Origin of the sequence: Nocardioides sp. NPDC051685 (assembly GCF_044453405.1) — a bacterium.
Lineage (GTDB): Bacteria > Actinomycetota > Actinomycetes > Propionibacteriales > Nocardioidaceae > Nocardioides.
This window is the reverse complement of sequence record NZ_JBITCR010000005.1, coordinates 285600-312085: the sequence shown is the minus strand read 5'-3', so window position 1 is coordinate 312085 and position 26486 is coordinate 285600. Positions and strand designations below refer to the sequence as shown.

At 70.0% G+C, this 26486-nt stretch carries 31 protein-coding genes; 7 read left to right on the top strand and 24 right to left on the bottom strand.

The genetic code is table 11. From position 1 onward, the window contains the following. Positions 1 to 88: 88 nt before the first annotated feature. On the top strand, positions 89 to 1105 hold the full coding sequence (locus tag ACIA03_RS16950; RefSeq protein ID WP_396984479.1) for a YhcG family protein: 1017 nt from the start codon (positions 89 to 91) through the stop codon (positions 1103 to 1105). 82 nt (positions 1106 to 1187) lie between these two features. Further along, entirely contained in the window at positions 1188 to 1379 is a 192-nt protein-coding gene (locus ACIA03_RS16945) for a type II toxin-antitoxin system VapB family antitoxin (protein WP_008356770.1), read from the top strand. On the opposite strand, the gene ACIA03_RS16940 is transcribed toward ACIA03_RS16945, so the two are convergent. The 3 genes from ACIA03_RS16940 to ACIA03_RS16930 form a co-directional block, all read right to left on the bottom strand. Beyond that, positions 1363 to 1797 carry a hypothetical protein gene (locus ACIA03_RS16940; protein WP_396984477.1) on the bottom strand — a complete coding sequence of 145 codons (435 nt, stop codon included), beginning with the start codon at positions 1795 to 1797 and terminating at the stop codon, positions 1363 to 1365. The two genes, ACIA03_RS16945 and ACIA03_RS16940, sit on opposite strands and share 17 nt — an antisense overlap. A gap of 111 nt (positions 1798 to 1908) precedes the next feature. Next, positions 1909 to 3519 carry an ABC-F family ATP-binding cassette domain-containing protein gene (locus ACIA03_RS16935; protein ID WP_396984475.1) on the bottom strand — a complete coding sequence of 537 codons (1611 nt, stop codon included), beginning with the start codon at positions 3517 to 3519 and terminating at the stop codon, positions 1909 to 1911. A gap of 140 nt (positions 3520 to 3659) precedes the next feature. Then, positions 3660 to 4010 (bottom strand): DUF2200 domain-containing protein, encoded by a 351-nt coding sequence (locus ACIA03_RS16930; RefSeq protein ID WP_396984473.1) that lies wholly within the window; start codon positions 4008 to 4010, stop codon positions 3660 to 3662. A gap of 105 nt (positions 4011 to 4115) precedes the next feature. Between ACIA03_RS16930 and ACIA03_RS16925 the strand changes: the two genes are divergently transcribed. Further along, complete coding sequence (locus ACIA03_RS16925) at positions 4116 to 4256, top strand: hypothetical protein (RefSeq protein WP_396984471.1); 141 nt, start codon at positions 4116 to 4118, stop codon at positions 4254 to 4256. A 29-nt stretch (positions 4257 to 4285) separates the two neighbouring features. Here ACIA03_RS16925 and ACIA03_RS16920 read toward each other — a convergent pair whose 3' ends face one another. From ACIA03_RS16920 to ACIA03_RS16875, 10 genes are all read right to left on the bottom strand, one after another. Continuing rightward, positions 4286 to 4600 carry a class I SAM-dependent methyltransferase gene (locus ACIA03_RS16920; RefSeq protein WP_396984469.1) on the bottom strand — a complete coding sequence of 105 codons (315 nt, stop codon included), beginning with the start codon at positions 4598 to 4600 and terminating at the stop codon, positions 4286 to 4288. Positions 4601 to 4611: 11 nt separating this feature from the next. Continuing rightward, positions 4612 to 5901: a dihydroorotase gene (locus ACIA03_RS16915; protein ID WP_396984467.1), complete on the bottom strand. Its 1290-nt coding sequence runs from the start codon at positions 5899 to 5901 to the stop codon at positions 4612 to 4614. Then, positions 5898 to 6839 (bottom strand): aspartate carbamoyltransferase catalytic subunit, encoded by a 942-nt coding sequence (locus ACIA03_RS16910; protein ID WP_396984465.1) that lies wholly within the window; start codon positions 6837 to 6839, stop codon positions 5898 to 5900. The genes ACIA03_RS16915 and ACIA03_RS16910 overlap by 4 nt, the downstream gene beginning before the upstream one ends. Then, a complete protein-coding gene (gene pyrR / locus ACIA03_RS16905; protein WP_396984463.1) occupies positions 6836 to 7399 on the bottom strand; it encodes a bifunctional pyr operon transcriptional regulator/uracil phosphoribosyltransferase PyrR in 564 nt (187 codons plus the stop codon). The genes ACIA03_RS16910 and pyrR overlap by 4 nt, the downstream gene beginning before the upstream one ends. A 75-nt stretch (positions 7400 to 7474) precedes the next feature. Then, positions 7475 to 8485: an NADPH:quinone reductase gene (locus ACIA03_RS16900; protein ID WP_396984461.1), complete on the bottom strand. Its 1011-nt coding sequence runs from the start codon at positions 8483 to 8485 to the stop codon at positions 7475 to 7477. Positions 8486 to 8509: 24 nt separating this feature from the next. Continuing rightward, a complete protein-coding gene (locus ACIA03_RS16895; RefSeq protein ID WP_396984459.1) occupies positions 8510 to 9694 on the bottom strand; it encodes a MinD/ParA family protein in 1185 nt (394 codons plus the stop codon). Positions 9695 to 9867: 173 nt separating this feature from the next. Then, positions 9868 to 10281 (bottom strand): transcription antitermination factor NusB, encoded by a 414-nt coding sequence (nusB, locus tag ACIA03_RS16890; RefSeq protein ID WP_396984457.1) that lies wholly within the window; start codon positions 10279 to 10281, stop codon positions 9868 to 9870. A gap of 3 nt (positions 10282 to 10284) precedes the next feature. Beyond that, a complete protein-coding gene (gene efp, locus ACIA03_RS16885; protein WP_396984455.1) occupies positions 10285 to 10851 on the bottom strand; it encodes an elongation factor P in 567 nt (188 codons plus the stop codon). A gap of 138 nt (positions 10852 to 10989) precedes the next feature. Further along, positions 10990 to 11577 carry a hypothetical protein gene (locus ACIA03_RS16880; protein ID WP_396984453.1) on the bottom strand — a complete coding sequence of 196 codons (588 nt, stop codon included), beginning with the start codon at positions 11575 to 11577 and terminating at the stop codon, positions 10990 to 10992. Between the two features lie 69 nt (positions 11578 to 11646). Next, entirely contained in the window at positions 11647 to 12102 is a 456-nt protein-coding gene (locus ACIA03_RS16875) for a type II 3-dehydroquinate dehydratase (RefSeq protein WP_396984451.1), read from the bottom strand. 71 nt (positions 12103 to 12173) lie between these two features. Between ACIA03_RS16875 and ACIA03_RS16870 the strand changes: the two genes are divergently transcribed. The 4 genes from ACIA03_RS16870 (at position 12174) to ACIA03_RS16855 (ending at position 15058) form a co-directional block, all read left to right on the top strand. After that, the gene (locus tag ACIA03_RS16870; protein WP_396984449.1) at positions 12174 to 12779 is read left to right on the top strand and encodes a TetR/AcrR family transcriptional regulator; all 606 of its coding nucleotides are present in this window, start codon (positions 12174 to 12176) and stop codon (positions 12777 to 12779) included. A 35-nt stretch (positions 12780 to 12814) separates the two neighbouring features. Further along, complete coding sequence (locus ACIA03_RS16865) at positions 12815 to 13972, top strand: acyl-CoA dehydrogenase family protein (RefSeq protein ID WP_396984447.1); 1158 nt, start codon at positions 12815 to 12817, stop codon at positions 13970 to 13972. Positions 13973 to 14159: 187 nt separating this feature from the next. Next, positions 14160 to 14549 carry a helix-turn-helix domain-containing protein gene (locus tag ACIA03_RS16860; RefSeq protein WP_396984445.1) on the top strand — a complete coding sequence of 130 codons (390 nt, stop codon included), beginning with the start codon at positions 14160 to 14162 and terminating at the stop codon, positions 14547 to 14549. A 47-nt stretch (positions 14550 to 14596) separates the two neighbouring features. Then, on the top strand, positions 14597 to 15058 hold the full coding sequence (locus ACIA03_RS16855; protein WP_396984443.1) for a VOC family protein: 462 nt from the start codon (positions 14597 to 14599) through the stop codon (positions 15056 to 15058). A gap of 77 nt (positions 15059 to 15135) precedes the next feature. Here the strand turns inward: ACIA03_RS16855 and aroB are convergent, their stop codons facing one another. From aroB to ACIA03_RS16800, 11 genes are all read right to left on the bottom strand, one after another. Then, a complete protein-coding gene (gene aroB, locus ACIA03_RS16850; protein WP_396984441.1) occupies positions 15136 to 16242 on the bottom strand; it encodes a 3-dehydroquinate synthase in 1107 nt (368 codons plus the stop codon). 2 nt (positions 16243 to 16244) lie between these two features. After that, the gene (locus tag ACIA03_RS16845; RefSeq protein WP_396984439.1) at positions 16245 to 16760 is read right to left on the bottom strand and encodes a shikimate kinase; all 516 of its coding nucleotides are present in this window, start codon (positions 16758 to 16760) and stop codon (positions 16245 to 16247) included. Further along, positions 16760 to 17938, bottom strand: a complete 1179-nt coding sequence (gene aroC, locus ACIA03_RS16840; protein WP_396984437.1) for a chorismate synthase — start codon at positions 17936 to 17938, stop codon at positions 16760 to 16762. The genes ACIA03_RS16845 and aroC overlap by 1 nt, the downstream gene beginning before the upstream one ends. A 45-nt stretch (positions 17939 to 17983) precedes the next feature. Then, on the bottom strand, positions 17984 to 18661 hold the full coding sequence (locus ACIA03_RS16835) for a prepilin peptidase (RefSeq protein ID WP_396984435.1): 678 nt from the start codon (positions 18659 to 18661) through the stop codon (positions 17984 to 17986). After that, on the bottom strand, positions 18658 to 19521 hold the full coding sequence (locus tag ACIA03_RS16830; protein WP_396984433.1) for a shikimate dehydrogenase: 864 nt from the start codon (positions 19519 to 19521) through the stop codon (positions 18658 to 18660). Before ACIA03_RS16830 ends, ACIA03_RS16835 begins: the two co-directional genes overlap by 4 nt. 13 nt (positions 19522 to 19534) lie before the next feature. After that, positions 19535 to 20842 (bottom strand): endolytic transglycosylase MltG, encoded by a 1308-nt coding sequence (gene mltG / locus ACIA03_RS16825; RefSeq protein ID WP_396984432.1) that lies wholly within the window; start codon positions 20840 to 20842, stop codon positions 19535 to 19537. Between the two features lie 200 nt (positions 20843 to 21042). Then, positions 21043 to 21513, bottom strand: a complete 471-nt coding sequence (ruvX, locus tag ACIA03_RS16820; RefSeq protein WP_160022920.1) for a Holliday junction resolvase RuvX — start codon at positions 21511 to 21513, stop codon at positions 21043 to 21045. Beyond that, positions 21513 to 24185 carry an alanine--tRNA ligase gene (alaS, locus tag ACIA03_RS16815; RefSeq protein ID WP_396984916.1) on the bottom strand — a complete coding sequence of 891 codons (2673 nt, stop codon included), beginning with the start codon at positions 24183 to 24185 and terminating at the stop codon, positions 21513 to 21515. Before alaS ends, ruvX begins: the two co-directional genes overlap by 1 nt. Before the next feature lie 8 nt (positions 24186 to 24193). Continuing rightward, positions 24194 to 24586: a DUF6167 family protein gene (locus ACIA03_RS16810; protein ID WP_396984429.1), complete on the bottom strand. Its 393-nt coding sequence runs from the start codon at positions 24584 to 24586 to the stop codon at positions 24194 to 24196. Next, positions 24583 to 25131 (bottom strand): hypothetical protein, encoded by a 549-nt coding sequence (locus ACIA03_RS16805; protein ID WP_396984427.1) that lies wholly within the window; start codon positions 25129 to 25131, stop codon positions 24583 to 24585. Before ACIA03_RS16805 ends, ACIA03_RS16810 begins: the two co-directional genes overlap by 4 nt. A gap of 12 nt (positions 25132 to 25143) precedes the next feature. After that, on the bottom strand, positions 25144 to 26469 hold the full coding sequence (locus ACIA03_RS16800) for a replication-associated recombination protein A (protein ID WP_396984914.1): 1326 nt from the start codon (positions 26467 to 26469) through the stop codon (positions 25144 to 25146). Between the last annotated feature and the right edge of the window lie 17 nt (positions 26470 to 26486).

Sequence of the window (26486 nt, the reverse complement as noted above, 5' to 3'; positions counted from 1 at the left end):
GTAATAGCACCACAGGTGCCTCCAGTAGCGGCGAACATCCCGCCTGCAATCGCAGGCGGTGATTCGCACGCCTCAAAGGAGAACACCCATGTCCGATTCTGTCTCGCTGCCCGACGGCTATGCCACCTGGCTCAGCGACCTCAAGACTCACATCCGCAGCGCGCAGCAACAGGCATCAGTCGCACTCAATGCGGCCATGACCCTCCTCTACTGGGAAATCGGGCACGAGATCGTCGTCAAGCAGGAAGCCGAAGGCTGGGGTAGCAAGATCGTCGAGCGACTCGCAGGCGATCTGCGACGGGCCCTTCCGGGAATGACCGGTCTCTCACGCGCAAACCTGATGTACATGCGCTCGTTCGCGGCCGCCTGGCCGCGGGAGGCAATTGTCCAACGGCCGTTGGACAATTTGTCCTGGGGCCACAACATCGAACTGCTCAGCAAGCTGAAGAACACCGAAGAGCGTCTGGCGTACGCCGCCGCGGCCGTCGAACACGGCTGGTCGAGGAACATGCTCGTCCATCACATCAGCCTCCGATCCCTCGAGCGCTCGGGACGATCGATCAGCAACTTCGAACTGACACTCCCGCCCGCGACCTCTGATCTCGCCCGCGAGATCGTCAAGGACCCCTACAACTTCGAGTTTCTCGGCGTCGGCAACGAGGCGCGCGAACGGGTCATCGAACAGGCACTCGTCGACCACGTCACCCAGTTCCTGGTCGAGCTCGGCGTGGGATTCGCGTACGTCGGGCGTCAGGTGCCGCTCGAGGTCGGTGGGGAGGACTTCTTCATCGACCTGCTCTTCTATCACCTGAAGCTGCGCTGCTACGTCGTCATCGAGCTCAAGGCCGGGAAGTTCAGGCCCGAGCACCTCGGACAGCTCAACTTCTATCTGGCGGCGGTCGACGGGGAGATGGCGCACGCCGACGATGCCCCGACGATCGGGATCCTGCTGTGCCAGAGCCGCAACCAGGTCGTCGCCGAATACTCTCTGCGCGGTTCGACGCACCCCCTCGGCATCGCCGAGTATCAGCTGCAGGCCAGCCTGCCGAGCGTCGAGCGACTCCAGCAGGAGCTGAGCGGGCCGGGTGTGTGCGACACGATGTGACGGTTGTCGCAGGTCATTGCGTTGCATGGTGGGCACCGCTAGCGTTTCGATGTTTCATCCAGATTTCGTGCGGGGGTACGCCATGACCGAGACGTCGATCAGCATCGACAAGGAGCTGTTGGCCGAGGCGAGGAAGATCGCCGGGACGACAACCAACCAGGCTGCGATCGACCACGCGCTGCGTGACCTGGTCGAGCGCGAGGCCGCCTCCGCGGAGTTCGACCGCATCGTCGAGCGCGAGCTGGGCGACACGAAGGTCACGCTGGAGTTCTGATCTCACCGAGGGCGTCCAGCGGGATCGGCCAGAAGTCATGGTCGGTCGCGAGATGGACGACATCGAGCGGCACCCCGGCCACGGCGCAGGCCCCGTAGAGCTCGGCGGCGTTCTTCCTGTCCGAGCGGTTCGGTGGGCCACCGCCCGGCCGGCACAGCAGGAGCTCGACCCGGTCGAAGCCGTGTGCTTCGACCAGGTCGTGAAGCATCGTGGCGAGGTTGGCAGCGCCGTCGTCGGCGATCTCCACCGGCAACCCCTCGATCTGGCACAGCTGTGGGAACGGGACACCGTCGGGTTCGACCAACATGAACCACAGCCGTGGCTCGGGCCAGCCGAGGGGGTTGATCAGGTGTCGCCAGGCGGCCTCGACGTCGGCCTGGGTGCGGAGGGCTGGAGCGTACGGAGTCTTGTCGGTCATGGGTCTACGGCACCATGGCCTGCCGTGGAGGACAACGACGATCCGGGACCCTGTGGATAACTCGGTTCATCCACAGGGTTTCGCCCGGAAGTGGCCCGCCCGAGACCGGTTTCAGGGCACGAGCCGGTGCTCCGGCCCCGACCAGCGCCGGCGCAGCCAGCGGTCGTGGGAGGCGACCACGATGGTGCCCGGCGTGACCCCGATCGCCTCCTCCAGCTCGCCCGCCAGGGTCAGCGAGATGTGGTTGGTGGGCTCGTCGAGCAGCAGCAGGTCCGGGCCGGTGGCGATGGCGATCGCAAGATCCAGCCGGCGACGCTGACCGACGCTCAGCGCCCCGACGGGCCGGTTGAGATCCCGCGGGTGGACCAGGCCCAGGTCGCGCAGCGGCACCTCGGTGGCCAACATCTCCCCCACGGACTCCAGATAGACGTCGGCGACCTTACGACGCAGATCTCCGAACTGCGGGTCCTGGGTGAGCTCCTCGACGTGCCGGGCACTGACCTGAACCTCCCCCGAGGTCGGTTTGACGCGTCCGGAGATCACCCCCAGCAGCGTGGACTTGCCACTGCCGTTGGGCCCGGTGATCAGCAGGTGCTCCCCCGCCGTGACGTCGAGGATCGGCAGGCTGACCCGCTGCTCGACCACCAGGTCGCGTACGACGACCATCCGTCCGCTCGCACCGGCGGCCGACAGCGCGGCATTGAGCCGCAGCGGCGGAGGCGGCTTGCGTACCTGCGCCTCCTCGGCCTCCTCCAACCGGCGGTTGGCGTCCTTCTTGCGGCGGGCGACGGTGCGCTCGACGTTGCTGCCCTTGAACTTGTAGATGAACTTGTCGTTGTCGGTCGGGCCGCGGTTGTGGGCGATCGCGTCGTTGCCGATCTTCGTCGCGGTGCGCAGGCGCTTGAGCTCCTCCTGCTGCTCCGCGTACGTCTGCTCCCACCGCTCGCGCGCGGCCTCCCGCGCCTCCTCATAGGCGCTCCAGCCGCCTCCGAAGAGCCGACCACCGGCACCATCGGTGCCGAAGGCGGTCGGGTCGAGGTCGAAGAGCCCGGTGGCGACCTCGTCGAGGAACACGCGGTCGTGGGAGGCCATCAGCACGACGCCCGGGAGGTCACGCAGGAACTCCCCCAGCACCGCGACCGCCTCGTCGTCGAGGTGGTTGGTCGGCTCGTCGAGCAGCAGCGCGTCGGGCCGGCGGGTGATCGCGGTCGCCAGCGCCAGCCTGGTCCGCTGCCCGCCGGAGAGCGTGCTGATCGGCCGCTCCCGGTCCAGGCCGCTGAGGCCGAGACGCTCGGCGGCCAGGATGGCTCGCCGGTCGGCGTCCCAGGCGTCGTGGGCGACCGCGAAGTCGAGGGCGTTCGCGTACGTCTCGGCGACCTCGGGGTCGTCGAGCCGGTCGGCGAGCGTCTCGACCGTGGCGACGGCCTCACGCAGCGGGCGCAGGGTGGTGGCGAGCACGTCCTCGATGCTCGCGACGTCACGGAACGGCGGCTCCTGGGGCAGCCAGACGAGGTCGTCCGGTGCCTCGAGCGTGCCCGTGCGTTGGGCACTGGCCGGGAGCTGGCGTGCGATAGCGCGGAGCAGTGTGGACTTGCCGGCGCCGTTCTCCCCCACGAGCGCGATCCGCTCGCCCGGGGAGACGGTGAGGTCTATCCCGGTGAGAACGGAGCCGTTGCGGAAGGAGACGGAGAGGTCGCGGACGACGATCGGGTTCGTAGACACGAGAGCGCTGGCCTTCGGGTTCGAGGACGACCCGCCGGGCATGTGCCGCGGCCGCGGGTCGGGGTCAGCGCGAGATCTTCATGATGAGTAAAGCGTACGCGGCGGACGCCTGCGCCGTCCAACCGATTAACCGAACACGACTATGCGCGCAGGATCTTCTCCATGGCCTTGCCCTTGGCGAGCTCGTCGACCAGCTTGTCGAGATAGCGCACCTGGCGCATGACCGGGTCCTCGATGTCTTGGACCCGCACTCCACACACCACACCGGTGATCAGCTCCGAGCCCGGGTTGAGGTCGGCGGCGGCGAAGAACTCCTCGAAGCTCGTCCCTGCCTCGATGTGCTTGGTGATCGCCTCGTCGTCGAAGCCGGTCAGCCAGGTGATCACCTGGTGCAGCTCGGCCGCGGTGCGACCCTTCCTCTCCACCTTCGTCACGTAGTGCGGGTAGACGGAGCCGAAGGGCATCTTGTAGACGCGCTCGAGGTTATCCACCCTGCCGAGCCTAACCCGGGCGTTCAGCGACGAGCTGGTACGTCCCGGCGATGCGTACGAACGGCTCCTGGTCGCACAGCGCGAGCTCGAGCTCGAGGAGGCTCGGTGAGCGCAGCCTCGGGACCACCCGTGACCAGCTGGCGCAAGACCATGGCGGCGGGGTTGGCCTCCATCACCGAGAGCCGCCCGCCGGGGCGTACGGAAGCCGCCAGGCGGCGTACGTCCTCGGCGTCAGCGGGCCGGTAGCGCAGCACGAAATGGCACAGGACAAGGTCTCACTCGCCCTCGGGCAGGTCATCGACGCCACCGACGAGCGTGGTGAGCGAGGCGCCTGCCTCCGTCGCCCGCCGCTTCGCCTCGGCCAGCCACGACTCGGACGGGTCGAGGATCGTGACCTCGTGCCCGGCCAGCGCCAGCGGTAGCGCGTCCATCCCCTCACCGCCGCCGACGTCGAGGATCCGGAGCCCCTCCCCCAGCTCCGCGCACTGGCGCCGCAGGATCTCCTCGACCACGGTGTAGCGGATCCGGCCCCACGGGGTCGCGGTGTAGGCGCTCCACCGCGCGAGCTTGTCGGAGAAGACGTCGGTCACGGCGGTGGAGCCTAACCGGCGTAGGTCTGCTTCCCCCGCAGGTAGGTGGAGACGACACGACCGGTGAGCTTGCGGTCGTGCCAGGGGTTGTTGCGGGAGAGCGAGAGCGAGCGGTCGCGGTCCACGACGTAGGTCGCGGCCGGGTCGACGAGAGCCAGGTTGGCCGGCTCGCCGGCCGCGATCGGGCGGCCGTGGCCCTCGAGACCGGCGATGCGTGCCGGGTTCGTGGACATGACCCGGGCGACGCCGGCCCAGTCCAGGAGCCCCGCGGAGACCATGACGGTCGAGACGACCGAGAGCGCCTCCTCGAGCCCGAGCATCCCGAAGGCGGCGTCGACGAAGGCGTGCTCCTTGTCCTGGCGCGCGTGCGGGGCGTGGTCGGTGGCGACCGCGTCGATGGTGCCGTCGGCCAGAGCCGCGCGCAGGGCCTCGACGTCCTCGGCAGGACGCAGCGGCGGGTTGACCTTGAAGGTCGGGTCGTAGCCGGCGAGCAGGTCGGTGGTGAGCAGCAGGTGGTGCGGGGTGACCTCCGCGGTGACCGCCCAGCTGCCGTCCTTCTCGGCCTGCGCCTTCGCCCAGCGCAGCACCTCGACCGTGCCGGCCGTGGAGGCGTGGGCGACGTGGACGCGCGAGCCGGTGTGGCGGGCGAGCATCACGTCGCGGGCGACGATGACCTCCTCGGCGACTCCGGGCCAGCCGGGCAGACCGAGCCGCCCGGAGAGCTCACCCTCGTGGCAGCAGGCCGAGCCGTAGGGCGCCAGCGAGGGGTCCTGGGAGTGCTGAGAGATCACGCCGCCGAACGCCTTGACGTACTCCAGCGCCCGCCGCATCACCCGCGGATCGGAGACACAGCGGCCGTCGTCGGAGAAGACCGTGACCCCGGCGCGCGAGCGGTTCATCAACGCGAGCTCGGCCAGCTCCTCGCCGCCCAGACCCTTCGTCACCGCTCCGACCGGGAACACGTCGGCCATCCCTGCCTCGCGGCCGAGCTCCCATACCGAGACCGCGGCCTCGGCGGTGTCGGTGACCGGGGAGGTGTTGGCCATCGCGAGCACGGCGGTGTAACCGCCGGCGGCCGCCGCGGCGGCACCGGAGGCGACCGTCTCGGCGTCCTCGCGGCCCGGCTGGCGCAGGTGGGTGTGCAGGTCGACGAGCCCGGGGAGCAGGACCAGGCCGGAGGCGTCGACGACCTCGTCCGCGGTCGCGGAGACCGTGCCGATCTCCCGGATCACTCCCCCGTCGACGTAGACGTCGGTCGGCTCGGCCCCGAGGACGGAGGCACCCTTGATCAACAGACTCATGCGGACTCCTCGCCGGCGAGCAGGTGGTAGAGGACGGACATCCGGATCGCGACCCCGGCCGAGACCTGGTCGAGGATCCGTGAGGAGGCGGCGTCGGCGGCCTCGGGAGAGATCTCCAGGCCACGGTTCATCGGGCCGGGGTGCAGGATCGGCACGCCCTCGCGCAGCAGTCCGAGCCGCTGGCGGGTGAGCCCGTAGCCGACGGTGTACTCCCGTGAGGTCGGGAAGTAGCCGCCGCTCATCCGCTCCCGCTGGACGCGCAGCATCATCACCGCGTCGACCTCCGGCAGCACGTCGTCCAGCGAGTAGGAGGTGACGAAGCCGTCGGCCTTGGCCCACTCGGCGATGCCGGAGGGCATCAGCGTGGGCGGGGCGACGGCGACCACGGAGGCACCGAGCTTGCCCAGCGACTTCACGTTGGACCGGAACACCCGCGAATGGGTCAGGTCGCCGACGATCGCGATCCGCTTGCTCTCCAGGGAGCCGGGTCCACCGAGCTGGCGCTGCAGCGTGTAGCCGTCGAGCAGCGCCTGGGTCGGGTGCTCGTGCATCCCGTCGCCGGCGTTGATCACGGGGATGTCGAGCCAGCCCGCGACCTGATGGGCCGCGCCGGAGGCCGAGTGGCGCATCACCAGGCCGTCGACGCCCATCGCGGTCACCGTCAGCACGGTGTCGCGCAGCGACTCGCCCTTCGAGGCCGAGGAGCCCTTCGCCGACAGGTTGATCACATCGGCCGAGAGCCACTTGCCGGCGATCTCGAAGGAGGACCGGGTGCGGGTCGAGTCCTCGAAGAAGAGGTTGATCACGGTGCGCCCGCGAAGCGCGGGCAGCTTCTTGACCTCGCGCTTCTGGACGTCGTGCATCTCAGCGGCGGTCGTGAAGAGCTGCTGGATCTCCTCCGCACTCACGTCGTCGATGGACAGCAGATGGCGGGTCATGCCGGAACCCCCTCGAGCTCCACGATGCGTACCTCGTCGATGCCGTCGGTCTCCTCCAGGCGCAGCCCGACCCGCTCGGAGCGCGCCGTGGGGAGGTTCTTGCCGACGTGGTCGGCCCGGATGGGCAGCTGCCGGTGGCCGCGGTCGACGAGAACGGCCAGACGTACGACGGCGGGGCGGCCGTAGTCGGCCAGCGCGTCGAGCGCGGCCCGGACGGTGCGGCCCGAGAAGAGCACGTCGTCGACCAGCACCACGGTCTTGCCGTCGATGCCGCCGGGCGGGATCTCGGTGTGGTGCGGGGCGCGGGTGGGATGGGTGCGCAGGTCGTCGCGGTACATCGTCACGTCGAGTGCGCCGTGGGCGACCGGATGGCCCTCGGCGGCCTCGATCCGCGCGGCGATCCGCTTGGCCAGCGGCACCCCACGGGTGTGCAGGCCGAGCAGCACCAGATCTTCGGCATCTCGGTTGCGCTCCAGGATCTCGTGGGAGATCCGGGTCAGCGCCCGGGAGATGTCGCGGGCATCGAGCACGACACGACCATCGGTCGACGGCTCAGGCACTTGGACAGACAAGGGTCGATAGCTCCTTCTCCGCCTCACGGGACGGCTCGTTAAAGGATCAGCCCAACCCTATCCTCACTCCAGGTCGATCAGCACTTTCCCGACCGCACCCGCCTCGACCGCGTCGTGGGCGGCGGCGGTCTCCTCGAGCCGATAGTGGTGCAGGGGTACGCCGGCCTCCGGTCCCACACGCAGCGCCCCCGCCGCCACGGCGGCGGCGACGTCGTCGGCCGCGGCCTGGATCTGCTGCTCCTCGATGCCGTAGAGCTGGATGAACTGATAGCGCAGGTTGAGCGAGAAGGTCGCCCGCAGCGGCATGGTGAGCTCGTCGCCGCCGTTGTTGGCGTAGATCGCGATCGTGCCGCGCTTGGCAATCACGGCGCGGTCCAGGTCGTTGTTGACCGCCGGGGCGACCTCGACGATCTGGTCGACGCCGTCGGGCGCGATCTCCCGGATCGCCGCGGCCGGGTCGCCCTCGCGGTAGTTGACGATGTGGTGTGCTCCGGCGGCCTTCGCCAGCGCCGCCTTCTCCGGCGAGCTGACGGTGGTGATGACCTTCGCTCCCGCCCAGACCGCGAGCTGGATGGCGGCGTTCCCGACCGCGCCGGCGCCGCCGTGGACCAGGATGGTGAGGCCGTCGAACGACCCCGCGGCCACCCGCTCCACCGCACCGGAGGTGAGAGCGCGGTGGGCGGTCATCGCCGGGACGCCGAGCGAGGCGCCGAGGTCGTAGGAGGCTCCGACGGGGAGCTCGACGGCCTTGTGGGCCGGGACCGTGACGTACTCCGCCGCGGTGCCCCAGGCCTGACCGTGCTGGACCATGAAGAGCCAGACCTGCTGGCCGACGATATGGGTGGTGACGCCCTCGCCGATCTCCTCGATCACGCCCGCGCCGTCCTGGCCCGGCGTCGCCTCGGGAGTCGTGAGGGTCGCGCTCAGGCCGGCGCGTACCTTCCAGTCGGTGGGGTTGACCCCCGCCCGCACCAGTCTCACCAGGACCTCACCGGAACCCGGCTTCGGCACCGGGCGCTCGGTCAGACGCATGGCGGAGGAGGGACCGTTCTCGGAGTAGACGACTGCGCGCATGACTCCGACGTTAGCGGCCCATGGCTAGAGCGCGTGCGCCATCCCGGCGCAGGCCTTCAGCCACGACATCTTGGTGTCCTCCGAGAGCTGGGAGTACTGGATCGTGGACCCCGCGACGAGCATCGGGTCGAACGGGACCCGGTAGACCCCGCGGGTGCGCTGCTGGTAGACCTCGGTGAGGTCGCGGGCCAGGTTGGTGTCGACCTTCGGGGACGGGTCGGAGAGCACGGTGATCGTCTTCAGCTTGAGGTCGGCGTAGCCCGACTCCTGGAGCGCGTCGAGCATCCACAGGCCGCTGTAGCCGGTGTCCTCGCGCACCGTCGAGGTCACCACCAGCAGGTCGGCGGTGTCGGCGGCGGCCAGCCAGTTCTCGGCCCGCATGTTGTTGCCGGTGTCGACCAGGATCACCTTGTAGAAGCGCTCCAGCAGCTGGTGCACCTGCCCGAAGTCGTCGGCGTGGATCTGGCCGGTCACGTCCGGGCGCTCGTCGGAGGCGAGCACGTCGAAGTGGGCGTCGCCCTGGGAGCGTACGAAGGCACCCAGGTCACCGATGCGGGACTGGTAGACGTTGTTGAACGCGGCCAGGTTGTCGAGCAACTCGCGGGTGGTGTTGCGGTGGGTGCTCCGCATGCCGCGGATGCCGAGGGTGCCGCGGGTCTCGTTGTTGTCCCAGGCCACGATCCCGCCACCGCGTACGGTGCCGAAGGTGTAGCCGGCCGCGAGCACGCCGGTGGTCTTGGCGGCGCCGCCCTTGGGGTTGATGAAGACGATCGTGCGCGGTCCGTCGAAGTCGCGCTGGATCATCGCCCGGTCCTGCTCGTAGGCGACCTCGGCCGCGCCCATCCGCGGGCTGATCAGCCCGCCGGACATCTTGCGGATCGCGCCTCGCCAGCCCCAGGTCGCGGGACCGAACCCGGCCGACTCCGCGCGCCGGTCGAGGAAGTCGGTCGCGCTGGGGACCTCCAGCCCGTGGCCGCCGGGTGCTGGCGGCGTCACCGCCACCGCCGGCGGGGGCGGGGCGGGTGTCGTGGTGACCTGTGGGTTGGTGATGCGAGTCGCCTCCTGACTCGGGTCGGGACGGGGCTGGACAGGGGGCGTCGGCGGCCGGCCCGCCGTGTTCGGCGGAGGCGGCGTCACCCAGTGTGAGGGTGCTCCGGCCGGCCGGGTGCGCGAGTCCGGCTCGTCGTAGGGGTTGTTCTCCTGCGTCATGCGCTCTCCGAATACGGGTGCTGGTTTATGGCCGCCATCTCAGCCTCGAGTCCAAACATACGGTCCCGACCGAAGCAATCGTCGATAACCGGAAAACACACGCTTCGTGCCGCACCCTGAAATGACATCACGCCTGCCCGGAACGGTCCGGACAGGCGTACGTCACATGCCGGTCAGCGCTTCGCGACATCCTTCGCGACCGCGGCGAGCACGCCGTTGACGAAGGACGGCGAGTCGTCGGTGGACAGCTCGGTCACCAGGGCGGTCGCCTCGCTGATCGCGACCTCGGCGGCGACATCGCCGTCGAGGAGCTCCCAGACGCCGATCCGGAGCACGTTGCGGTCCACCGCGGGCATCCGGGTCAGGGTCCAGTCCCGGGCGTTGGCCGAGATCAGGGCGTCGATCCGCTCGGACTCGGCGACCACGCCACGGACGAGCTTGACCGTGAACGGGTTGTTGGGCACCTCGCCCTCGCGGATCTGCTGGTCGAGCAGGTCACCGGCGGAGAGCCCGCGGGCCTCGGCGGCGAAGAGCAGGTCGAGAGCACGCTTGCGGGCCTTGGTGCGGGCGGTGGCGACGTGAGCCACAGGTCAGCCCTTGACGCGGGAGAGGTAGGAACCGCCCTCGCGGGTGTCGACCTTGATCTTCTCGCCCTGCTCGATGAAGAGCGGCACCTGGATCTCGGCGCCGGTCTCCAGGGTGGCGGGCTTGGTGCGGCCGGTGGCCGAGTCACCCATGACGCCGGGCTCGGTGTAGGAGATGACGAGCTCGACCGACGGCGGGAGCTCGACGAAGAGCACGCGGCCCTCGTTGGTGGCCAGGATGACCTCCTGGTTCTCCAGGAGGAAGCCGGCGCTGTCGCCGATGATCTCCGGGCCGACCTCGACCTGGTCGAAGTCGGCGACGTCCATGAAGACGAAGTTGGAGCCGTCGTTGTAGAGGTACTGGAACGTACGACGGTCGACGGTGGCGGTCTCGACCTTGGTGCCGGCGTTGAAGGTCTTGTCGACGTTCTTGCCCGACTCGACGTTCTTCAGCTTGGTGCGGACGAAGGCCGGACCCTTGCCGGGCTTCACGTGCTGGAACTCGACCACCTGCCAGAGCTGGCCCTCGATCTTCAGCACCATGCCGTTCTTGAGGTCGTTCGTCGTCGCCATAACCGTCAGTCAGCCTTCGTCTCTTTGACCTGCACCGATGCAGGCTTCGTTGTCAATGTTCGTACACGTTCGCAGGGCCCCGAAGGACCTCGGAGAATCCTATCCGCGAGTCCGCACAGGGCCGAATCAAGCGCAGGGTCACACGAGGGCCGCGGTCTTCCCGACGAGATCCACCAACGACAGTACGCCGACCGCCAGCGCCACCGCGCGCAGCACCCACAGCGTGGCGTTCCCCACCGCGCCCGTCTCGGGCGGGACCGGCCAGCAGGCCAGGATCCGCCGCTCCGCGACCACGGTCAGCGCGGCCCCGTAGGCCGCGGGCACCGCCACGAACGCCAGCACCGAGACCAGAGCCGGTTGGAGCAGGCTGAAGTCGATGCCGTCGGTGTGGACGAGGAGGTTGCCCACCCCCACGCCGGCGGCGAGCGTGACGCTGAGGACCCGGAACCACCAGGGCCCGAACAGCAGCCACCGGACGAGCAGGTAGAGCACCGCACCGACGACACCGAGGATCGTGCAGATGGCGAGGAGGTTCAGCGAGCCGCTGAGGGTGAACCGCCCCATCTCGAACCCGTCGTCGCTGGTCACGCCGTCGGCCGCCGGACTGAGCCGGATGAGCAGGAACATCACGAGCCGTCCGCCGACGCCGCCGATCAGTGCCCCGAGCACCCCGCCGGCGAGCAGGACGCCCAGGACCCGTGCGAGACCCACCAGCAGCCGACCCATGGACCCACGGTGACCCCCGGAGCGGCACGTGTCGCGAGCCCGGAACGGCGATCGCCAATATGGGTCAGGTCAGGCGTCGCCGAGCTTCGCGGCGATGACCTCGAGCGCCTCCCGATAGCCGTCGATGCCCTTGCCCGCCACGACCGCGGTGGCGTGGGGAGTGATCACGCTGGTGTGCCGGAAGACCTCGGGCCGCTCGAGCGGCTCGGAGATGTGCACCTCGACAAGCGGGGCGGTCAGCTGCGCGCAGGCGTCGTAGATGGCGTAGGAGTAGTGGGTCCAGGCCGCGGCGTTGAGCGCGACCGGGATGCCCTTGTCGGCCGCGGCGTTGAGCCAGTCGACCATGTCGCCCTCATGGTTGGTCTGACGTACGTCCACGGCGAAGCCGAGCGCATGGCCCCAGTCGACGCACAGTGCGGCGAGCTCGTCGTGGGTGGTGTGCCCGTAGATCTCGGGCTGGCGCTTCCCGAGGCGTCCGAGGTTGGGTCCGTTGAGGACCAGGACTTTCTTCAACGCATTGCTCACGCCCCGAATCCTCGCACGATTTTCCGGAGCCGAATCTAAGCGCTCACTTACCTTTGTGCCAGACTGATCGCATGAACGAGCTCCGCACCAGCACCCAGGCACGCGGCGACCGCAGCCGTGCCCGTCTGCTCGACGCGGCGGTCCAGGCATTCTCCGCCAAGGGGTTCCACGGCACCAGCACCCGCGACATCGCCACCGCGGCCGGGCTGAGCCCGGCCGCGGTCTACGTGCACCACCGCTCCAAGGAGGAGCTCCTGCACGCGATCGCGGTCCGTGGCCACGAGGTGATCCTCGAGGCGGTCACCGAGGCGACCCGCGCCGACGCCACGCCCGCCGAGCGGGTCGCCGCGGCCGTACGCACCTATGTCCTCTTCCATGCCCGGTCCCACACCACCGCCCGGGTGATCAACTACGAGCTCGCGGCGCTGACCGAGGAGCACTTCCGCGAGATCGCGGGGCTGCGCCGCGCCATCGACACCGTCATGCGGGAGGTCGTCGAGGAAGGCGTACGCAGCGGCGACTTCGACACCCCCGACCCAGCCAAGGCCGCCACCGCCCTGCTCTCGCTCGGCATCGACCTGGCCCGGTGGTACCGCGACGACGGCTCCTGGACGCCCGAGGCCCTCGCCGACTTCTACGCCGACCTCGCGCTCCGCGTCGTCGGCGCCCGACCCTGACCCCTACAAGTTGCACCCGAGGAGATAGCACCGTCATGCGCCGCACCATCTACACCGAGGACCACCAGTCCTTCCGCGAGACCATCCGCTCGTTCATCGAGAAGGAGGTCACCCCCGTCTACGACGAGTGGTACGCGGCCGGGATCGTCCCCCACGACTTCTACCTCAAGCTCGGCGAGCTCGGCGTATGGGGCATCCAGGTGCCCGAGGAGTACGGCGGCGCCGGCATCGAGTCGTTCAAGTACTCCGCCGTCATCACCGAGGAGCTCGCCCGCGCCGGCGTCTCCTTCGGCGGTTCGAGCACCCACGTCGGCCTCTGCCTGCCCTACCTCCTCAAGCTCGCCACCGAGGACCAGATGGAGCGCTGGATGCCCGGCTTCGTCTCCGGCGAGGAGATGTGGGCGATCGCGATGACCGAGCCCGGCACCGGCTCGGACCTGGCCGGGATGACCACCAACGCCAAGCTCACCGAGGACGGCAAGCACTACGTCCTCAACGGCGCCAAGACCTTCATCACCGGCGGCGTCAACGCCGACCGGGTGATCGTCTGCGCCCGTACCGCCCCGGCCACCCCGGAGGACCGCCGCGGCGGGATCACCCTGCTCGCCGTCGACACCAAGCTGCCGGGCTATGAGGTCGGCCGCAAGCTCGACAAGCTCGGCCTCAAGGTCTCCGACACCGCCGAGCTCTCCTTCACCGACGTGCAGGTCCCGGTCGAGGACGTCCTCGGCGAGGTCGGCAAGGGCTTCTCCTACCTCGGCCAGAACCTCCCGGTCGAGCGTCTCGGCATCGCCGTCGGCGCCTACGCCCAGGCCGCGGCCGCCGTCGAGTTCGCCAAGGCCTACGTCCACGATCGCAAGGTCTTCGGCACCGCCGTCGCCTCCTTCCAGAACACCAAGTTCGAGCTGGCCGCGTGCAAGGCCGAGGTCGACGCCGCCGAGGCCGTGGTCGACCGGGCCATCGAGGCCGAGGATGCCGGCACGCTGACCGCTGCCGAGGCCGCCTCGGCCAAGCTGTTCTGCACCGAGGTCGCCCACCGGGTCATCGACCGCTGCCTCCAGCTCCACGGCGGCTACGGCTACATGAACGAGTACCCCATCGCCCGCCTCTACGCCGACAACCGCGTCAACCGCATCTACGGTGGCACCTCCGAGGTCATGAAGCTCATCATCGCCAAGGACATGGGTCTGTGACCTCGCCCGCCGCCGCTCGGCGTCCCTGACGTTCTGCAGGCCGATGCCGCGTGTCGTGCACCGAATCGTCAGGGGCGCGGGCCGCTCGCTCGCGCCCCTGACCGTTTGTAGATCCTCATGGCGTGTCGCGCATACAAACGTCAGGGACGCCGAGCGCTTGACCCGTGCAAGCACGTACGCTCGAGACATGACCCCGGGCGAGGACGAGAACCGTCGCCTGCTGCGGGCTCGCGACGTGATGGACCGGCACTACGCCGAGCCACTCGACGTCCCGGCGATCGCCCGGGTCGCCCATGTGTCTCCCGCGCACTTCAGCCGCCGGTTCAAGGCGGTCTTCGGGGAGACGCCGCACCGCTACCTGCAGCGCCGGCGGATCGAGCGGTCGATGGCGTTGCTGCGCGACACCGCGACGCCGGTCACCGAGGTCGCGCTCACGGTCGGCTTCACCAGCCTCGGCACCTTCAGCCGTACGTTCCGCGACATCGTCGGCACCTCCCCCAGCGACTACCGCGCCCGCGCCGAGAGCCTCGCCGTGCCCGGATGCGTGGCCCGCGCCTGGATGCGGCCGGCGAGCTGAGCAGTTTCGGAGAAGCGTACGGCGTCGGCGGGACGCAGACTGGTCGCATGCTGACCAACATCAACATCACCGGAATCTACGTGCTCGACCAGGACGAGGCGCTCGACTTCTACGTCGGCAAGCTCGGCCTCGAGGTCGGCAGCGACGTCGACATGGGCTTCATGCGCTGGCTCACCGTCCACCTCCCCGGTGACCCCGACCACGAGCTGCTGCTCGAGGTGCCCGACGGCTCCCCGGCCCACAGCGCCGAGACCGCCGCGCAGCTGCGCGACCTGGTCACCAAGGGCGCGATGGGCGCCGTGGTCATCTTCAACACCGACGACTGCGAGAAGCTCTACGAGGAGCTCTCCGCCAAGGGCGTCGAGTTCACACAGGAACCCGTCCGGCAGCCCTACGGCGTCGACTGCGCCTTCCGCGACCCCTTCGGCAACCACATCCGTGCCACCCAGCGTGTCGAAGGCCCGGTCGAGGTCACCGACGAGGACATCGCCCGCTGGTCCGGGAAGTGACCCGAACCTAGGATCTCGGTACGCCGCCTGCAGATCGCGCGGTCGCCGATCCGCTCGGCCTCCAGCAGAGGCGCGTCCTAGCCACCTACCACCGAGTACGCCTCCCGCAGCTGCTCCTCGCTGGGCCCGGTGAGGATGCGCGGGGTGGCGATGTCATGGAGGACGAGGAAGCGGAGGACGGAGCCGCGAGCCTTCTTGTCGACCCGCATGGCGCCGATGAGGTCGTCGAAGCCGGCCTCGATGCCGAGCTCCTTGACGGTGGTCGGGAGGCCGACCTTGGCGAACGTCGGCGCGTGCCGGGCGGCGACGTCGTCGGCGAGGACTCCGGCGAGACGGGCGAGCTCGGCGGCGTAGACGCAGCCGACGGCGACCGCGTCACCGTGGCGGATCGAGAAGCCGGAGTGCTTCTCGAGCGCGTGCGCGAGGGTGTGGCCGTAGTTGAGGGTCTCGCGGCCGGGGTGGCCGTCGGCGCCGCCGGTCTCCTTCAGGTCGGCTGCGACGACCTCGGCCTTGACTCGGATCGCGCGCTCGACGAGCTCGGCGAGAACCGGCGAGGAGGCGGTGATCTTGTCGGTCTCCTCGACCAGACGCAGGATCTCGGGGTCGGCGATGAAGCCGCACTTGACGACCTCGCCGAGCCCGGCGATCAGGTCGGCCTCCGGCAGCGTCGCGAGCAGCGCGAGGTCGCACAGCACGCCGGCGGGCTCATGGAACGCTCCCACGAGGTTCTTCCCGGCGCCGGTGTTGACCCCGGTCTTGCCGCCGACCGCGGCGTCGACCATGGCGAGCACCGTGGTCGGCACGTGCACGACGCGTACGCCGCGCAGCCATCCGGCGGCGACGAACCCACCCAGGTCCGTGGTGGCACCGCCGCCGAAGGTGACGACCGCGTCGGAGCGGGTGAAGCCCCGCTCCCCCAGCGCCTCCCAGCAGTCGTTGGCGACCGCGACGGTCTTCTGGTCCTCGCCGCTGGGCAGCCCGAGGCCGAGCACGTCGTAGTGCTTGAGCAGCTCCTCGAGCACCGGCTCGGCGTACTCGGCCAGCTCGGCGGCGTAGAGGAACGCCACCCGCTCGACGCTCTCGCCCAGGAGCCCCTGGAGCCGGCCGGCGAGGCCGGAGCCGATGACGACGTCGTACGCCGCGGCGCTCTCGACCCTGATGACGGTGCTTGCGGGCTCGGTCACTTCTACTCCGTGGTGTTCAGCGCGGTCAGGGCGGAGGCGAGCTCGGCGGCGACGTCGTCGGCCGAGCGGCCGTCGGTGTCGACGACGATCGTCGCGACCGACTCATAGATCGGGGCGCGCTCCTCCAGGAGCGCCTTGATGCGGCCGCGTACGTTGCCGAGGAGCATCGGACGGCCCGAGCCGAGACCGACCCGCTTGACCGCATCGGCCACCCCGACCCGCAGGTAGACGACGGTGTGCTCCTTGAGCAGGATCTGGGTCTGCTCGGCCAGGACCGAGCCACCGCCGAGGGAGACCACGCCGTCGTGCTCGGCGAGCGCCGCCGCGACCGCAGAGGCCTCGACCGCACGGAAGTGGGTCTCGCCCTCGTCGACGAAGATGTCCTGGACGCTCTTGCCGGCGGCGGCCGCGATGTCCTCGTCGGTGTCGCGCAGCGCGACCCCGAGCCGGGAGGCGAGCAGCGCCCCGACCGTCGACTTCCCGGCGCCCATCGGGCCGACGAGCACGACAGCCGGCATCACGAGTACCTCAGGTTCTCGAGGTAGGCCTTCGCGTTGCGGGCCGTCTCGGCGACCGAGTCGCCACCGAACTTCTCCAGCGCCGCCTCGGCCAGCACGAGCGCGACCATCGCCTCGGCGACGACGCCGGCGGCGGGCACCGCGCAGACGTCTGAGCGCTGGTGGTGGGCGACGGCCTCCTCACCGGTGGCGACGTCGACGGTGCGCAGCGCGCGGGGCACGGTCGCGATCGGCTTCATCGCCGCGCGAACGCGCAGGATCTCGCCGGTCGACATGCCGCCCTCGGTGCCGCCCGAGCGACCGGAGGCGCGGCGGATCCCGTCGGCGGAGGGAACGATCTCGTCATGGGCCTTGGACCCGGGGGTCGCGGCGAGCTCGAACCCGTCGCCGACCTCGACACCCTTGATCGCCTGGATGCCCATCAGCGCGCCGGCCAGGCGCGCGTCGAGGCGCCGGTCCCAGTGCACGTGGGAGCCGAGACCCGGCGGCAGCCCGTGGACGACCACCTCGACGACGCCACCGAGGGTGTCGCCGTCCTTGTGGGCCTCGTCGATCCGGGCGACCATCTGCTTGGAGCCGTCGGGGTCGAGCACCCGCACCGGGTCCTCGTCCAGGCGCGCGACATCCTCGGGCGTGGGGACCTCGCGGGTCGGCGTACGCACCCCGCCGATCTCGATGACGTGCGACACCAGCCGGACGCCGAGCGCCTGCTCGAGGAAGGCCGAGGCGACCGCGCCGAGCGCGACCCGGGCCGCGGTCTCACGGGCCGAGGCGCGCTCCAGGATCGGACGGGCGTCGTCGAAGTCGTACTTCTGCATCCCGACCAGGTCGGCGTGACCGGGCCGCGGCCGGGTCAGCGGAGCGTTGCGGGCCTGCTTCTCGAGCACCTCAGGAGCGACCGGGTCGGAGGCCATCACGGTCTCCCACTTGGGCCACTCGGTGTTGCCGACCTCGATCGCGACGGGACCGCCCTGCGACTCCCCGTGGCGTACGCCGCCGGTGATCCGCACCTGGTCCTTCTCGAACTTCATCCGGGCGCCGCGGCCATAGCCGAGCCGGCGCCGGGCCAGGGCATCAGCGATGTCGTCAGAGGTGATCCGGACGTGGGCGGGCAGACCCTCCATCACGGCCGTCAGGGACGGACCATGGGACTCGCCCGCAGTGAGCCAACGCAACATGACGCCAGTCTTTCATCCCGGTCATGCAACCCCGTGCACCCGGCCTCAAAGCGAGACGGCGAACACCCCGACGAGCATGCCCAGCAGCATGAAGGGCCCGTACGCCAACGGCTCGCGCATCGCCGTGCGCGAGCGTTGCGCGACCGCGCGTCCGATGCCCCAGACACCGAAGATCGCCAGCCCGGCCCACAGCCCGACGGCCAGCTGCTCCCAGCCGAGGCGACCGAGGACCAGGCCGACGAGCGCCGCCAGGCGTACGTCGCCGAAGCCCATCGCGTGCGGCACCAGCCGCCACAGCAGCCAGAACCCCGAGCGGGCGATCACCAGTCCGGCGAGAGCGCCAAGGGCTGTTGCGGTCTCGCGTGTCCAGAGCCACTCGGCGCCGAGCAGGCCGAGCCCGGCCGCGGTGGCCACCAGGATCGGCGCCTTCGGCAGCCGCTGGACGCGCCAGTCGACGTAGCCGAGCAGCACGCAGATCGGCGTGAGTGGCACCAGCACCACCATCAACCGCGACGGCTCGACCTGCCAGGCGAGCAGGCCGGCGACCACCGCGGAGAGGGCCACCGCGACCGGCAGGAGCGGTGACCAGCCGGCGACGGCGGCGTAGGAGACCACCGGCGGGTCGTCGGCAGGTTCGGGGAGCCTCCGAAGCAGTGCCGGCAGCCCGAGAGCGAGCAGACCGGCGACGGCCGCACTCACCAGCACGACCGCCCCTTGGCTCATGCCGGCGCCGGCTCCGTGCTGAGCTCCCTGCTGGCCAGCGCCTTCTCCCCCGCCGCCCGCATCGCGTCGAGCGGGGCGGTGCGGCCGGTGAAGAGCTCGAACTGCAGCACCGCCTGGTGCACGAGCAGGTCCAGGCCGCTGACCGCCACACCGGGCGCCACCGCCAGCAGCGGCGATGGCCACGGGTCGTAGACGACGTCGAAGACGACCGGCGTTGCGGCCCAGCGGTCGATGAGCTCCGGGGTCTGCGCCTTCGCCGGGACGGTGGAGACGACCACGTCGACACCACTGGTAACCGATTCCTGGGCGGCCGAGTCCAGCGGCAGCACCGAGACGACGGGCTTGCTCCGATGACGCGAGATCATCTCGATCGTCTCTCCCGCCGCGCCGGGGTTGCGGGCCAGCAGCGTGATCCGCGAGGCGCCCAGCTCGGCGAGCGCGAGCCCGGTCGAGGCAGCCGTGGCACCGGCACCCAGGACCACACCGTGGGAACACGAGAAGCCGTCGCCGGCCCGCTCCCGGATCGCCGCGACCGCGCCGGGCAGGTCGGTGTTGTCCCCCACCCAGCCGTGCGAGGAGCGCACCAGCGTGTTGACCGCACCCACCAGCCGCGCCCGGGGCGAGACCGAACGCGCCAGCTCGAACGCCTCACGCTTGAGCGGCATCGTCACCGACAGCCCACGCCAGCGGCTCGGCGGCCAGTCGCCGCCGAGGTCGGCGACGTACTTCGCCAGGCCACCAGCCTGCACACGCGTGGACGTGTAGGACCAGTCGGACATGTCCAGCTCGGCGTACGCGGCCTGGTGGAGAGCCGGGGAGAGCGAGTGACCGATCGGGTCACCCAGAACAGCGCACTTCACTCAGGTCTTCTCCTCAGCAGCTCTTCGACTCGGTTTCGCAGTAGTGCTTGTATTCCGCCTTGAACTTCAGGAACTGGTCGTAGTTCTTGGCGAACTTCGTCTCACCGGTCTTCAGGTTGACGGTCACGTAGTAGTACCAGGAACCATCCGCCGGGTTGAGCGCGGCCTGGATCGCGTCGTCGCCCGGTGCGCCGATCGGCCCCGGCGGCAGGCCCTTGTTGGTGTAGGTGTTGTAGGGCGAGTCGACCGACTGCACGTTCACCCCACCGAGCTCGGTGCTGCCGGACTTCCCGAGCGCGTAGTTGACCGTGGCGTCGATCTGCAGGAAACCAGCCTGCCCGGCCGTGCCGGGATTCTCGACCCGGTTGTAGATCACCCGGGCGATCTTGGCCTTGTCGTCGCCGCGACCCTCGGCCTCGACCAGCGAGGCCACGGTCATGATCTGCTCGGGGGTGCAGGCCTTGCCGCCGCCGCACTTCAGCTGCTTGGCGCGCGCCTCGATGTCGTTGTCGCCCAGCGCCTGCTCCCACCGGTCGACCATCATCGCCAGCATCTCGGTGGGTGTGGCGTCGGGCGGGAAGGCGTACGTCGCCGGGAAGAGGTAGCCCTCGACGTTGCCCTTGGCATAGTCGGGCAGTCCGATCGCCTCGGTGTCCTCGGCGGCCTTCTTGAAATCGGCCGGCTTCTTCTTCGTCTTCTCGGCGAGCACCTTGTAGATCGCCTTGGCGCGCGAACCTTCGGTGATGGTGACGTTGATCGTGTCGATGTTGTCCGGGTTGGCAAGGATCTCGACGACGTCGGCGGCCTTCATCTGCTTCTTCAGCGGATAGAAGCCGACCTGGACGGTCAGCCCTTCGGTGTTGGCCGCGTCGATGAAGGCATCGACCGACTCCACCACGCCGATCTCCTTCAGGTTGCGACCGACGGCCGAGACCGAGTCGCCCTCGTGCACCTCGAACGAGACCGGGTCGGTCCCGGGGCCCGGATAGTCCGCCGGCGGCGCGACCAGATCCTTGACGTAGTCGATGGCGCGATCGCCCACGACGTAGAACCCACCGAGCACGACGGCCATGGCCACCAGCACGGCCAGACAGCCGCCGAAGCGCCGCTTGCGCCGGGGCGGCGGCTCGTCGTCGAAGTATGGGTCGTGGTCCGTCGGACCGTCGTCGAAGAAGCTGGGGTGCTGCTGATAGGTCGGCCCGCCGTAGCCACCGGGCCGCTGCGGGGGCTCCTGCCGGCCGTAGCCCGGCGGGGGCGTGCCGGCACTGGGCATGGGACGCGGCCCCGGGCGGCGACCCGGCTGGCCCTGCTGGGGAGGCATCAGACCGGGGATCTGGCCGGGAATCTGACCGGGCCGCTGCGGCGGCATCCGGCGGGGGTCTCGGGGAGCCTGCCGAGGATCTTGGCGGGGATCCTGTGGCGGCTGCTGCCGGGGCGGGTAGCCACCGCGCGGATCGCGACCATATGACCCCGGACCAGGGCGACGCGGGTCGCGCGGGTCCGGGGGGTAATAGCGCTCACTCAATGACCGACCTCAACGATCTCTCCAGGCGCGGTCCCCGAAGCGCGCTCACTGTCCAATGCGTGTTGCAGGATCACAACCGCTGCGGCCATGTCCACGACTGCCCGGCGGTCCTGACCCTTGCGACCCCGGTCTCGGAGCATAGCCTCCGCGGAAACTGTGGTGAGCCGCTCGTCGACGAGACGAACCGGGACCGGAGCCACTCGCCGCGCCAAGGACGCGGCGAAGTCCCGGACCTTAGCAGTCGCCGGGTTCTCGCCTCCCTTGAGGGACCGGGGCAGCCCGACGACGACCTCGAGCATCGTCGACTCCTCGGCGATCTCGGCGACGATCGCCTGCAGCCGCGCGAGGTCCCCGCGACCCTTCTTGACCGTCTCGAGCGGCGTCGCCAGGAACCCCGTGGGGTCGCTCCTGGCGACGCCGATCCGGGCGTCGCCAGGATCGAGACCGAGGCGTACGCCGTGACGCATCAGGCTCCGGCCACCAGCGACTTGACCTTGGCGACGGCCTCGTCGATCTTGCCGACCTCGGTGCCTCCACCCTGGGCGAAGTCGGGCTTGCCGCCGCCGCGACCGCCGATGATCGGAGCGAGCTCCTTGATCAGGTCGCCGGCCTTGACGCCCTTGGCGATGCCCGCCGGGTTGACCGCGGCCACGACGGCGACCTTGTCGTCAGCGTCGCCGAAGAGCACGACGGCAGCCGGCGCGTCACCGAGCCGGGAGCGTACGTCCTGGGCGAGCGTGCGCGCGTCGCCGCCGCCCACACCCGGCACCCGCTGGGCGACGAGCCGGACGCCGTCGACGTCGACCGCGGAGGCCGCGATCGAGCCGCCGGAGGCGAGCAGCTGTGCCGTACGCGCCCGGGCGATCTCCTTCTCGGCGGCCTTGAGCCGCTCCATCAGGTCGGAGACCCGGCCGACGACGTCGTCGGACTTCGACTTGAGCAGCAGGTTGAGCTCGGAGACGACGTCGCGCTCACGGGCGAGGTAGTTGAAGCCCTCGACGCCCGTGTAGGCCTCGATGCGCCGGTTGCCGGAGCCGACCGAGGCCTCCGAGGTGACCACGATCGTGCCGATCTGGGCGGAGTGGTCCACGTGGGTGCCACCGCACAGCTCACGCGACCAGGGGCCGCCGATCTCGACGACGCGCACCTTGGAGTCGTCGTAGGTCTCACCGAAGAGCGCGATCGCGCCCCACTCCTTGGCGTCGGAGAGGGTCATGTAGTCCCAGGAGACCGGCAGGTCGGCACGCAGCGCGTTGTTGGAGACCTCCTCGATCTCGTGCATCTGCGCAGGCGTCAGGCCCTTGGTCCAGCCGTAGTCGAGACGCAGGTAGCCGGGGCGGTTGAAGGAACCCGACTGCAGCGCGGTCGGGCCGAGCACCTCGCGCAGCGCCGCGTGCACCACGTGGGTGCCGGAGTGGGCCTGGCGAGCACCGATGCGCCACTCCTTGTCGACCTGGGCGTGCACGAGCCCGTTGCCGTGGAACTCGCCGTCGACGACCCGGACCTGGTGGACCACGAGGCCCTTGACGGGGCGCTGCACGTCGACGACCTCGAGCCGGCCACCGTCGAACTCGATGATGCCCGCGTCGGCGGACTGACCACCGGACTCGGCGTAGAACGGGGTGCGGTCGAGGACGATCTCGCCGATCTCGTCGGGGCCGAGCACGTCGACCGCCTTGCCCTCCTTGAGGAGAGCCAGCGGCTTCGACTCGGTCTCGAGGGTCGTGTAGGCCTGCCAGTCGGTCGGCCCGTTGGTGTCGAGGATGCCGCGGTAGACCGACAGGTCGGCGTGCTGACCCTTCTTGGCCCGCGCGTCGGCCTTGGCCCGCTCGCGCTGCTCGGTCATCAGGCCACGGAAGCCCGCCTCGTCGACCTCGAGACCCGCCTCGGCGGCCATCTCGAGGGTCAGGTCGATCGGGAACCCGTACGTGTCGTGGAGCTGGAACGCCTTGGCACCGGTGAACGTGGTGGATCCGCTCGACTTCACCTCGGTCGCGGCCAGGTCGAAGATCTGGGTGCCGGCCGCGAGGGTCTTGCGGAAGGCCTCCTCCTCGGAGTCGGCGACGCGCTTGATCCGGTCCCAGCCGGAGAGCAGCTCGGTGTAGGTCTCCCCCATCTTGTCGCGGGAGACCGGGAGCAGCTCGGGCATCGCCGGGTCCTCGTAGCCGAGCAGGCGCATGTTGCGGATCGCGCGGCGCATCAGCCGGCGCAGGACGTAGCCGCGGCCCTCGTTGCCGGGGGTGACGCCGTCGCTGATCAGCATCAGCGAGGAGCGCACGTGGTCGGCGACGACCCGGAAACGGACGTCGTCCTCGTAGGAGGCGCCGTACTTCTTCCCGGTCAGCTCCATCGCCTTCTCGATGACCGGGAAGACCACGTCGGTCTCATACATGTTGGACTTGCCCTGCATGAGGTAGGCGACGCGCTCGAGACCGAGACCGGTGTCGATACCGGTCTGGGCGAGCGGGCCGTCGATGTCGACGTCGTACTTGGACCGCGCCGCGACGACGTTGTCCTGCATGAAGACGAGGTTCCAGAACTCCAGGTAGCGGTCGCCGGCGTCCCAGTCACGGTCGGCGCCGAACTCGGGACCGCGGTCGATCAGGATCTCCGAGCACGGGCCACCCGGTCCGGGCACGCCCATCGACCAGTAGTTCTCGCTCGGCGGCAGCCGGACGATGCGGTCGTCGGGCAGGCCGGAGATCTTCTTCCAGAGCGCGACCGCCTCCTCGTCACCGTTGAGCACGGACGGGTAGAGGACCGACTCGTCGAAGCCGAAGCCACCGTCGGCGACCGACTTCGTGACCAGCTCCCAGGCGAGCGTGATCGCGCCCTCCTTGAAGTAGTCGCCGAAGGAGAAGTTGCCGCACATCTCGAAAAACGTGCCGTGCCGGGTGGTCTTGCCGACCTCCTCGATGTCGGGCGTGCGGATGCACTTCTGCACCGACGTCGCCCGCTGGTAGGGAGGAGTGGCCTGGCCGAGGAAGTAGGGCTTGAAGGGCACCATGCCTGCGTTGACGAAGAGCAGGTTGGGGTCATCGAGCAGGAGCGATGCCGACGGCACCACCGTGTGCTCGCCGATCTCGGTGTTCTCGGCGAAATGCGCCGTGAAACGGCGGCGGATCTCCGCCGTGCTCAACCACTCCATCAGGGGTTACTGCCTTCCATGTTCTGCCTCGGGTCCTCGGTTGGCCCGTTCAATCCAAGTCTCTGCTGCTCGGCACCCGCGGCGCCAATCTGTTTAGGTCCCGCCGTGCGGGCCTCCGCGCTGCGCGCGGTCACTCCCTCGCTCGGCGCGGGCGGACGAGCAAGCTCGCCGCCCGACCTCGCTCGGGTCGTCTCGATCCACTCGCGGAGCTCGAGCTCCTTCTCGGCCTTGCCGGTGGCCAGCTCCTCGCGGAAGATCCGCGCGCCGACGCCGATCGCCTGGGCCCGGTCGCGCAGGCCGTCGGCGGTGAAGGCCTCCGCGGCCCGCCGCCCCTTGACCATCGCGTACACGCCCGCACCCGCACCGACCACGAACCAGATCGCGCCCCTCATGCTGTCTCCTTCTCATCGCGCACCTGGGCGCGCTGGCGCGCACGGTATTCGCGCAGCGCCTCGCGCATCTCGCTCTTCCGGTCCTTGCGTGCCCGCTTGACCTCGCGGTGCATCTCGTAGCGGATCTTGAACCGCACCTCGGGCGAGAGCGCCCGGCGCACCCCGTGGACCAGCGCGGCCCCGTGCACGATGGTCTCCCGGAACACCGCGTCCGCGAAGGCCGGTGCGGTCAACGTACGCTGCACCACCTGCTCCACCTCGGCAGGCTCGCCGTCCTCCCCGAGGGAGGTGATCACATACTCCTTCTCGGCAGCCTTCTCGTCGCGCCGCCGGCGCCTGACCTCGGGCTGCGTCAATCGCCTCTCCAGCGCCTCGAGCCGCTCGCGCAGCTCGGCCTCGCTGGCCTCGGCCTCCTCGAGCCGGTGCCGCGCACGGCGGCGCGCTCCGAGCGCGAGCAGCACGACCGACACCGAGATGAGGACCAGGACCCCCACTGCGGTCAGCGTCGCCACCAGCGCCCACCCGGGCGTGCTCGAGTTCGTCATGGTGCGCCTACCCTATCCATCCTGTCCGCGCACGATTTTCCGGACACGCTCCCAACGTTCCTTCACTCCGGCTTCGGCTCCGTGGGTGGTCGGCCGGTAGTACTCCGCGTCGGCGACCGTCTCCGGTGCGTACTGCTGCGTCGCGATGCCGAACGGCTCGTCGTGGGCGTACTTGTACGCCTCCCCGTGGCCGATCTTCTTGGCCCCCTCGTAGTGGGCGTCGCGCAGGTGTGGCGGGACGTTGCCGATCTTCCCGGCCGCGACGTCGGCGCGCGCGGCGAAGATGGCGTTGGTCACCGCGTTGGACTTCGGCGCGACGGCGAGCGCGATCGTGGCGTGGGCCAGGGTGAGCTGGGCCTCCGGCATCCCGATCAGCTGCACGGTCTGCGCCGCGGCGACCGCGGTCTGCAGCGCGGTGGAGTCGGCCAGGCCGATGTCCTCGGAGGCGAGGATCATCAGCCGGCGGGCGATGAACCGGGGGTCCTCCCCCGCCTCGATCATCCGCGCCAAGTAGTGCAGCGCCGCGTCGGCGTCCGACCCCCGCACGGACTTGATGAAGGCGCTGACCACGTCGTAGTGCTGGTCTCCCTGGCGGTCGTAGCGCACCGCCGCCTGGTCCACCGCGCGCTCGGCGGCCTCGAGGGTGATCTCCCCCTCGGACGCGGCACCCGCGGCCGCCTCCAGGTAGGTCAGCGACCTGCGCGCGTCACCGCCGGCGAGGCGTACGAGATGGTCGAGCGCCTCGTCGGTGATCGTCACCGACCCACCGAGCCCGCGCTCGTCCCCCAGGGCCCGCACGAGTACGCCACGGATGTCGTCGTCGGTCAGCGACTCCAGCCGGAGCAGCAGGGAGCGGGACAGCAGCGGCGAGATCACCGAGAAGAAGGGGTTCTCCGTGGTGGCGGCGACCAGCGTGACCCAGCGGTTCTCCACGCCCGGCAGCAGCGCGTCCTGCTGCGCCTTGCTGAACCGGTGCACCTCGTCGACGAAGAGCACCGTCTCCTTGCCGGTCGCGACCAGCTCGGCGCGGGCCGCGTCGATCGCCGCCCGGACCTCCTTGACCCCGGCCGAGACCGCGGAGACCTCGACGAACCTCCGGTCTGTGGAGCGGCTCACGATGGAGGCGATGGTCGTCTTCCCGGTGCCCGGCGGTCCCCACAGCAGCAGCGAGAGCGACTGCCCGCCCTCGACCACCTGGTGCAGCGGCGACCCGGCCGCCTTGAGCGAGCTCTGGCCCACGAGCTCCTCGAGCGTACGCGGCCGCATCCGCACCGCCAGGGGCGCGGCCGCATGGTCGCTGTGGCTCAGCGACCCGCCGCGCGAGGCGGCGGCCCCCATCTCAAACAACCCATCCA